Origin of the sequence: Stenotrophomonas sp. SMYL89 (assembly GCF_036319985.1) — a bacterium.
In the GTDB taxonomy this organism is placed as follows: Bacteria; Pseudomonadota; Gammaproteobacteria; order Xanthomonadales; family Xanthomonadaceae; genus Stenotrophomonas; species Stenotrophomonas maltophilia_Q.
The window spans coordinates 77531-87050 of sequence record NZ_JAWIRW010000014.1; the positions used below are offsets into that span (position 1 = coordinate 77531).

A 9520-nucleotide genomic window follows, 5' to 3' on the forward strand; every position below is an offset into this window, starting at 1 on the left:
CTCGGTGTCACCCCACGGTCATGTCATCGATCTGCCATGACCGTCGTCCGGCAACCGCCCATCAGCCCTGCGCGTCGTCGTGCGCGTGGTGGTAGCGCACGGCTTCGGCCACTTCCTCGCGCGAACCGAGGAACACCGGCACGCGCTGGTGCAGCTGGTCGGGCTGGATGTCGAGGATGCGCTCGCGGCCGGTCCAGGCGGCGCCGCCGGCCTGTTCGACCAGCAGGCCCATCGGGTTGGCTTCGTACATCAGGCGCAGCTTGCCGGCCTTGGACGGGTCCTTCTTGTCCCACGGGTAGATGAAGATACCGCCGCGGGTCAGGATGCGATGCACGTCGGCCACCATGCTGGCGATCCAGCGCATGTTGAAGTTCTTGCCGCGCGCGCCTTCCTTGCCGGCCAGCAGATCGCCCACATAGGCCTGCATCGGCGCTTCCCAGTGACGCTGGTTGGACATGTTGATGGCGAATTCCTGGGTGGCCGCCGGAATCTGCATGTTCTCGGTGGTCAGCACGAACTCGCCCTTCTCGCGGTCCAGGGTGAAGGCGTGCGTGCCGTGGCCGACGGTCAGCACCAGCTGGGTGCTGGGCCCGTAGATGCAGTAGCCAGCGGCGATCTGCTTGCTGCCCGGCTGCAGGAAGGCGTCATCGCCCGGCAGCTCGACGTTGGTCGGGCAACGCAGCACGGAGAAGATGGTGCCGACGGAGACGTTGACGTCGATGTTGGAGCTGCCATCGAGAGGATCGAACAGCAGCAGGAAATCGCCGCGCGGGTAGATGTCCGGCACCGGCTGGCTGTGATCCATTTCTTCGGAGGCGCACGCGGCGAGGTGGCCACCCCAGGCGTTGGCTTCAAGCAGGATCTCGTTGCTGATCACATCCAGCTTCTTCTGCGCTTCGCCCTGCACGTTGCCGGTACCGGCGTCGCCGAGCACGCCACCGAGGGCGCCCTTGCTGACGGCGATGGAGATGCTGGTGCAGGCGCGGGCGACGACCGCGATCAGCTGGCGCAGGTCGGCATTGATGCGGCCGGCGTGCTGTTCCTGGATCAGGAAGCGGGTCAACGAAGTACGGGACATGAGCGGGCAGGTCTCGGCAGCAGGAAAACGCCTATTGTCGCCGGTCCGGCAAGCGCGTGCGTGAGCGCGGGAAGGCGTAATCGTTTCCAGATGCGTTGCGCTCGCGGAAGCGGGGCGCCCTGCTTCTGTAGAGCCGAGCCCGCGCTCGGCTGCGCTTCGTCCTTCATGCCGCACAAACCGAGCGTAGGCTCGGCTCTACAGAGACCAGCGCGCAAAAAACAAAGGCGCCTTTCGGCGCCTTTGTTCTCAAACCCGTGCAACCTTGCTTCAGCCCTTGGCGACGGTGGCCACGGCCTTGGCGACGTACTCCAGGTTGTTCTGGTTCAGCGCGGCCACGCAGATGCGGCCGGTGCCGACGGCGTAGATGCCGAACTCGTCGCGCAGGCGCTCGACCTGCTCGCGGCTCAGGCCGGAGTAGGAGAACATGCCGGCCTGCTCGTTGATGAAACCGAACTGCGGCGCGCCAGCGGCAGCCAGCTTCTCGACCAGGCCCTGGCGCAGGGCGTGGATGCGCTCGCGCATCTCGGTCAGTTCCTGCTCCCACATCGCGCGCAGTTCCGGGTTGGTCAGCACGCCGGCCACCAGCGCAGCACCGTGGGTGGACGGGCTGGAGTAGATGGTGCGGATCACGCGCTTGACCTGCGACTGCACGGCCTTGGCGTCCGCGGCGGTCGGCGCCACCATCGACAGCGCACCCACGCGCTCGCCGTACAGCGAGAACGACTTGGAGTACGAGTTGGCGACGATGAAGCTGTCGATGCCGGCTTCGGCGATGATGCGCACGGCGGCGCCGTCCTGCTCGATGCCCTTGTCGAAGCCCTGGTAGGCCATGTCGATGAAGGGGAACAGCTGCTTGTCCTTCAGCAGCTGCGCGACCTGCTTCCACTGGGTGACCGTGAGGTCGGCGCCGGTGGGGTTGTGGCAGCAGGCGTGCAGCAGCACCACGGTGCCGGCGTCCAGCTTGCCCAGGTCGGCCAGCAGGGCGTCGAAGTTGACGCCATGGGTGGTCGGGTCGAAATAGGTGTACTCCACCACGTCGAAACCGGCGGCGCTGAACACCGCACGGTGGTTTTCCCAGCTCGGGTTGCTCAGCGCCACGGTGGCGTGCGGCAGCAGTTTCTTCAGCACGTCGGCGCCGACGCGCAGCGCACCGCTGCCACCGACGGTCTGTGCGGTGGTGACGCGGCCGGCGGCCAGCAGCGGCGAATCCTTGCCGAACACCAGCTCACGCGTCGCCTGCGTGTACGCCGGCAGGCCATCGATCGGCAGGTAGCCGCGCGGTTTGGCTTCGGCGGCGAGCTGCTGCTCGATCTGCTTGACGGCGCGCAGCAGCGGAATGCGGCCGCTCTCGTCGTAGTAGATGCCCACACCCAGGTTGACCTTGGTCGGGCGGCTGTCGGCGTTGTACGCCTCGGTCAGGCCCAGGATCGGGTCGCCTGGGACCAGTTCCACGTTTGCAAAGAAGGACACGGCGGTACTCGTTCGGTAGACGGAAAGGGGGAGGAAGTGCGCTACGCGGTCCGCGGCTTTTCAGCCGGAAACAGCCCATCGTAACAAAGCCTGCCGGGGCTGGCCGCCGCCATCGTCATCCGCAGCCCCGTACCATGGCGTGCGTTGCCGCCCGATCCATCAACCTGAATCATGAATCCTGCTGCACGACGCCATTGCCTGCCGCTGTCTGCCCTGCTGCTGTCGCCCTGGACGGCCCTGGCCGAACCCGCGCCCTCCGCCCTGCCCGCCGTACAGGTACAGGCCGCACGGGTGCCGGGCATCGACCCGTTCGCGCTGCCGGCGAGCCAGGACACGGTCTGGATCGATGCCAGCCGCGCGGGCACCGGTGCGCAGCTGTCCGAGGCGCTGGCCGGGGTACCAGGGCTGCTGGCACGCGACCGGCAGAACTTCGCCCAGGACACGCAGCTGTCGATCCGTGGCTTCGGCGCGCGCTCCACCTTCGGGGTGCGCGGGGTGCGGGTATTGATCGACGGGGTGCCCGCGACCATGCCCGATGGCCAGGGCCAGCTGTCGCATGCCAGCCTGTTGGGCGCCGAACGCATCGAGGTGCTGCGCGGGCCGTTCTCGGCGCTGTACGGCAATTCCTCCGGCGGCGTGCTTCAGGTCTGGAGCGCGCAGGGCCAGGCCGGCGACCCGTGGCGGCTACGCGTGAACGCTGGCGCCGACCGCACGCTCAGCGTCGGCGCGCAGCTGAAGGGGGCGGGTCGCGGGCTGGACTACAACATCGCCGCCAACCACTTCCGTACCGATGGCTGGCGCGATCACAGCCGTGCGCGCCGCGAATCGCTCAACGCGCGCATCGGCGGTGAGCTGGGCGGCGGACGGCTGGAACTGCTGCTCAATGCGCTTGATGCACCGGATGCGCAGGACCCGCTGGGCTTGACCCGTGCGCAGGTGGCAGCCGACCCACGCCAGGCCACGGCAGTGGCGCACCAGTACAACACCCGCAAATCGGTGCGCCAGCAGCAGGCGGGTCTGCGCTGGACGCGGGAGACCGGGGCACAGCGCTGGCAATTGATGGGCTATACCGGCCAGCGCGCGGTACGCCAGTACCTGCCGATTCCGCCGGCCCCCCAGACCGACAGCCCCCTGCATGCCGGCGGCGTGATCGACCTGGACGCCGGCTACGGCGGACTGGACGCGCGCTGGGGCTGGCACGGCGATCTGGCAGGGCGACCGCTGGACCTGGTGGCCGGGCTCAGCGCCGACCGCCAGCGCCAGCACCGCACCGGCTACGAGAACTTCGTTGGCAACATCCTGGGCGTGCGCGGGCGCCTGCGCCGTGACCAGATCGACGTCGTGCAGAACGTGGACCAGTTCGCCCAGGCCTGGTGGCAGTGGAGCCCGCGCTGGTCATTGCTGGCCGGCGTGCGTCACAGCACCGTGCGCTTCGAATCGGACGACCGCTACATCATCGGCCGCAACCCGGATGACAGTGGCCGCCGGCGCTATCAGGCCACCACCCCGGTGGCCGGGATCACCTTCGAGGCCACCCCGCAGTGGCGGCTGCACGCGGCGGCGGGACGTGGTTTCGAAACCCCCACCTTCAACGAGCTGGGCTATCGCGCCGACGGCCAAGCCGGGCTGGCACTGGATCTGGCCGCTGCTCGCAGCCGCAGCGTGGAGGTCGGCAGCAAATGGCATGCGCAGGACGGAACCCAGCTTGATATCAGTGTGTTCCGTGCAGATACCGACGACGAGCTGGCCGTTGCCAGCAACATCGGCGGTCGCAGCACCTATCGCAACATCGGCCGCACCCGCCGCCAGGGTGTGGAACTGCAGTACCGGCAGCCGCTGGCCGAGCAGCTGGAACTGCAGCTGGCGTGGACCTGGCTGCAGGCGCAGGTGCGCTCGCCCTATCTGACCGCGAACAACACGGTGGCTGCGGGCAGCCGCCTGCCGGGCGTGCCCCGCCAGCAGGCCTTTGCCCGGCTGCAATGGACGCCAGCCGACTGGCAGTGGGCGCTGGAGGCCACCGCCAGCAGCGATACCGTGGTCAACGACGTGGCCAGCGAGCGCGCGCCGGGCTTCGCCCTGCTGCACCTGGAAGGTGGGCGCCGCTGGGCGCTGCCTGGCGGGGAACTGCGCGCCTTCGCGCGGCTGGAGAACGTGCTGGACCAGGCCTACATCGGCTCGGTAATCGTCAACGATGGCAATGGCCGCTACTACGAGCCGGGGCCGGGGCGGCGAGCCAACGCCGGCCTGCAATGGTCGTGGCGCTGAAGAGGGAGTGTTGGCCGCTGGCGGGCATCGCGCCGCGCAGGGCGTCAAGGGGTTGCCGGCCAGCGGCCGGCAGTACCCGTCAATCGGGGGCCTTGGCCGGCACGAACGGCGAGGTTGGATCGCTGGCCGGGAAGGTTTCCTCCAGCGCCTCGTCCTGGTTGTCGCTGGCGCGCTGCTTGCGCTCGCGGCGCTTGAGCGGGCTCTCTTGGCCACCGCGATGGCGGTCACCGCCATCCTTGCGGTCCTGGGCCGCCTGTTCAGCCACATGTCTCACCGGCAGATGGTCGTCACCGTGCTCGGCATCGAAGAACGGCGCACCGGTGCCGCGGTAGTCGGCGTTGTCGGCATCGCGCTTGCCGCGCTGTTCACCGGGAAGGGGCGGGTGGTTTTCCCGCATCGGGTCTCGTGAGGTCTCTCGGCTCATGGTCTGGTACCTGCACTCGGGGCTCCCACTACACCGCCCTGCAGGTAAAGCCACTGCGAACCTGGCGTCATGAACATCTCGCTCACCCCCCGGTAACGGCACCGCGCGTATTCCTGCCCACCCGCCCCGCTGCAGGAGCCGGCCATGCCCCGTCTTGAACGACCCGCACCGTCCGTGTTCAACGCCCTGCTCGATCCGCTTGGCCAGCGCACCGCGCAGCGCCGCACGCGCCGCCAGGAAGATCCGCAGGCGGTGGCACAGGATTACCTGCAGTACATGCTCAGCGATTACGAGGAGAGGCGTGGCCAGAGCCACCGCAACTGGCGTGACCTGTGCCCGGTGTATGCCTTCGCGTTGACCACGCATGCTGCCGATTGGCCACGCGGTGATGCCGCAGATACCTGCGAGGAACTGGCCGAGCACTGGGAACAGATGCGCGGACAGTCACGATTGGGCTGGTCGCAGGCGCGGCCGGTGGTGGAAGACGCCTGGCGCGCGCTGGACCATATTCCGGCAGCGGCGGTGAGGCCGCTGCTGCAGTAGCTGCAGTAGTGGCGGGCACTTGAAGCAGCCGAGCCTGGGCTCGGCTCTACAGCCAAGTGGCCGCGCCACCTGACGTGCACGGCACGGACACGGGTGGTTTACATCGCTGGGCAGAAGCTGGGCATCCCCTGCCCCGTAACAGGTGTCACCATGGCCCGCCCGATCTGGACCGGCACGCTGTCGTTTGGCCTGCTCAACGTGCCAGTGTCGTTGATGTCCGGCGAGCGCAAAGTCGATCTGCAGTTCCGCATGCTCGACTCCCGCGATCGCAAGCCGATCCGTTTCGAACGGGTCAACGCCGACACCGGCGAGGAAGTGCCCTGGAAGGACATCGTCAAAGCCTATGAGTACGACAAGGGCAGTTATGTCGTGCTGGAGGAAGGTGATATCCGCTCGGCCGCGCCGGAAAGCCACGAGGCGGTGGAGGTGGAATCGTTCGTGGATGCGGCCCAGATCGACCCGCGCTATTACGAGAAACCGTATTTGCTGGTGCCCGGCAAGAAGGCCGAAAAGGGCTATGTGCTGCTGCGCGAAACCCTGCGCAGCACCGGCAAGGTGGGCATCGCGCGGGTGGTGGTGCGCACGCGCGAATACCTGTGCGCGGTCATGCCGCATGAGGACGCACTGGTGTTGATGATCCTGCGCTATCCACAGGAACTGGTGGATCCCGAGGATTACAAGCTGCCCACCGGCAAACTGTCCGACTACCGCATCACCAGCAAGGAAACGGCGATGGCCGAGCAGTTGATCGAGTCGATGTCCGGTGAGTGGGACCCGTCGCACTACCACGATGAGTTCCGCGAGCGCCTGCAGCAGGTGTTGAACAAGCGCATCAAGTCCAAGGGCGGCACCACGCGGGTGGACGATGAGCCGGCACCGCGCGAGGACGCCAGTACCAATGTGGTCGACTTCATGGCGCTGCTGCAGAAGAGCCTGGATGCGAACAAGCGAACGCCAGCGAAGAAGGCCGCAACGCGCAAAGCAGCCGCCACGTCACCAGCGAAGAAGGCCGCAAAGAAAACAACGAAGAAGGCTGCAAAGAAGACCGCACCTCGACGCAAGGCGGGGTGAGCCATGTCGTTGCACCAGTATCGGCGCAAACGCCGGCTTGGCGGCGGCGCCGGGCAGACGCCGGAACCTGACGACACGCGTGCCCCCGGTGACCCGAAGGGGCGGCCGACCTTTGTCATCCAGCTGCACCATGCCAGCTCGCGCCACTACGACTTCCGCCTGGAAATGGACGGCGTACTGAAGAGCTGGGCGGTGCCCAAGGGGCCTTCGCTGCGCGTCGGTGAAAAGCGGCTGGCCGTGGAAGTGGAAGACCATCCGCTGTCCTACGCCGGTTTCGAGGGAGACATTCCTGAAGGCCACTATGGTGCGGGCCACGTGGATGTCTTCGATCACGGCACCTGGGCCTGTGAAGGCGATCCACTGCAGGCACTGGCGGCGGGCAAGATCGACTTCGTGCTGCATGGACAACGCCTGGCCGGTGGCTGGAAGCTGGTGCGCACGGCGATGAAAGGGCGCCAGGTGCAGTGGCTGCTGATCAAGCGCGATGACGAGGAAGCACGCGATGCAGAAGCAGACGATCTGCCGGGAGTGTCCGCGCCGAAACGCTCATCGGCAGTGAAGAAGCGCACCGCGAGGGAGGCCGCGCGCGCCGCGCCTGCCGCGCGCACGGCGAACCGCAAGGCCGATGCAGGTTGGCATGCACGCGCGCTGAAACTGCACGGCGCACGTGACGCACCCTACCCGCGCGCCTTCAAACCGCAGTTGACCGATCATCGCAACAGTGCGCCGGACGGCGACCGCTGGCTTCACGAGATCAAGTGGGATGGCTATCGCCTGCTGGCTGATCTGCACAATGGCGAGGTCAAGCTGCGCTCCCGCAATGGTCTGGATTGGACCGATGATTTTCCCGAAGTGGTGCAGGCCGTGAAGGCGCTGCCGGTGCGCGATGCGCGCCTGGATGGCGAGCTGGTGGTGCTGGACAAGGAAGGACGCAGTGACTTCGCAGCGTTGCAGCGGGTGATCGACGGCAGTTCGAAGCAACCGCTGCGCTACATCGTGTTCGATCTTCCGGGCGTGGCTGGCGCGGACATCAGTCGTGCGCCGTTGCTGGAGCGCAAAGCACTCCTGAAAGCGCTCATTGGGCCCGCGCCTGGCACCCTGGCCTTCAGCGAGCACGTGATCGACCACGGCCCGCAGGTGTTCGACGCCAGTGGCAAGGCCGGATTCGAAGGCATCGTCAGCAAGCAGATGGATGCCCCGTACGTGAATACCCGCGCGCGCAGCTGGGTGAAGGTGAAGCACGAAGACACCGACGAGTTCCTGATCGTCGGCTACACGGCACCCAAGGGTTCCCGAGTGGGGTTCGGCTCGCTGCTGCTGGCGACGCCGGACAAGGGAGGCTTGCGCTATGTGGGCCGCGTTGGCACCGGCTTCGACGACGAAAGCCTGCGCGCACTGCTCAAGGCACTGCAGCCGTTGGCCGTGAAGACGCCCGTGCTGCAGCTGCCGGCGCATGTGCCGTTCCGCGCTGCCAGCGTACGCTGGGTGAAGCCGGTGGCGGTTGCCGAGGTGGCCTTCCGTGGCTGGGGCAAGGAAGGCCTGCTGCGCCAGGCCAGTTTCAAGCGACTGCGCAGCGACAAGCAGAAGGAGGACCTGGGAATGAGCACCGCGCATGCCGAAACCGGAGGCGAGGTCCAGATCACTCATCCGGAGCGGGTGGTGTTTCCAAAGCAGAAACTGCGCAAGGGCGACGTGGCCGACTACTATCAGCGCATGGCGCGCTGGATCCTGCCCGAAATCGCCGGACGTCCACTGTCACTGCTGCGCTGCCCGGACGGCGTAGGCAAGGCTTGCTTCTTCCAGAAGCACCATGGTCCCGGCCTGGGCGATGCGGTACATGCGGTGCCCCTGCAGCAGAAGAGCGGCCGCGAGGATTACGTCTACATCGACGACACGCGCGGCCTGCTGCAGCTGGTGCAGATGAACACCCTGGAGCTGCATCCCTGGGGCGCGACCGTGGCCGATCCCGAACATCCGGATCGTCTGGTGTTCGATCTCGACCCCGGCGAAGGTGTCAGCTGGGCACAGGTGAAAGCCGGTGCACGCGATGTGCGCGACCGCCTGCAGCAGGTGGGCCTGAAGAGCTTCGTACGCCTGTCCGGTGGCAAGGGCGTGCACGTGGTGGTGCCGCTGCAGCCCAAGGCAGGCTGGGACGAGGCCAAGGCGTTCTGCGAGGCGTTCGCGCAGGCAATGGCGCTGGAGCAGCCTGATCGCTATGTGGCGACGATGAGCAAGGCCAAGCGCGGCGGGGTGATCTTCATCGACTGGCTGCGCAACACAAGGGGTGCTACCAGCGTGTGCTCGTGGTCGCTGCGCGCGCGCGACAGTGCCGGCGTGGCGGTGCCGCTGCGCTGGGAAGAGCTTGCACGCGTCAGTGCGGCCGACGCGTTTCCGATGGCCAAGGCACTGGCGCGCGCGAAGCGGCTGAAGGGTGACCCATGGCAGGGCATCGCGCGGTTGAAGCAGACGCTGCCGCGCATGGACCTGTAGAGCCGAGCCCATGCTCGGCTTGCATGCACATCGACACAGGCAGCCGAGCATGGGCTTGTATGTTCCTCCCGGCTCCTACGAGGTATGTAGGAGCCAGGGTGGAGGGACCGTCAACATGATATCTGCGGGTACCAGCCGACAGACGAGCCGAGCGATCCCCATCCCGCACCTTAACGTCG

7 protein-coding genes are annotated in these 9520 nt (G+C 67.0%); 4 read left to right on the forward strand and 3 right to left on the reverse strand.

Annotation, left to right across the window (positions count from 1 at the left end):
* Positions 1-61 precede the first annotated feature (61 nt).
* Positions 62-1078, reverse strand: coding sequence for a class 1 fructose-bisphosphatase (locus tag V3B41_RS16230; protein WP_014035428.1), 1017 nt, complete (start codon positions 1076-1078; stop codon positions 62-64).
* Positions 1079-1345: 267 nt separating this feature from the next.
* Positions 1346-2548: an amino acid aminotransferase gene (locus V3B41_RS16235; RefSeq protein WP_049429175.1), complete on the reverse strand. Its 1203-nt coding sequence runs from the start codon at positions 2546-2548 to the stop codon at positions 1346-1348.
* 171 nt (positions 2549-2719) lie between these two features.
* On the opposite strand from V3B41_RS16235, the gene V3B41_RS16240 reads away from it, so the two are divergent.
* A complete protein-coding gene (locus V3B41_RS16240; RefSeq protein WP_329861683.1) occupies positions 2720-4813 on the forward strand; it encodes a TonB-dependent receptor in 2094 nt (697 codons plus the stop codon).
* A 79-nt stretch (positions 4814-4892) separates the two neighbouring features.
* Here V3B41_RS16240 and V3B41_RS16245 read toward each other — a convergent pair whose 3' ends face one another.
* Positions 4893-5237, reverse strand: coding sequence for a hypothetical protein (locus V3B41_RS16245; RefSeq protein WP_029380149.1), 345 nt, complete (start codon positions 5235-5237; stop codon positions 4893-4895).
* Between the two features lie 144 nt (positions 5238-5381).
* On the opposite strand from V3B41_RS16245, the gene V3B41_RS16250 reads away from it, so the two are divergent.
* The 3 genes from V3B41_RS16250 to ligD all read left to right on the forward strand — a co-directional run bounded on the left by V3B41_RS16250 (position 5382) and on the right by ligD (position 9341).
* On the forward strand, positions 5382-5780 hold the full coding sequence (locus V3B41_RS16250) for a hypothetical protein (RefSeq protein WP_329861684.1): 399 nt from the start codon (positions 5382-5384) through the stop codon (positions 5778-5780).
* Positions 5781-5930: 150 nt separating this feature from the next.
* Positions 5931-6851 carry a Ku protein gene (locus V3B41_RS16255; RefSeq protein ID WP_049429173.1) on the forward strand — a complete coding sequence of 307 codons (921 nt, stop codon included), beginning with the start codon at positions 5931-5933 and terminating at the stop codon, positions 6849-6851.
* A gap of 3 nt (positions 6852-6854) precedes the next feature.
* The gene (gene ligD / locus V3B41_RS16260) at positions 6855-9341 is read left to right on the forward strand and encodes a DNA ligase D (protein WP_329861685.1); all 2487 of its coding nucleotides are present in this window, start codon (positions 6855-6857) and stop codon (positions 9339-9341) included.
* Positions 9342-9520 lie beyond the last annotated feature (179 nt).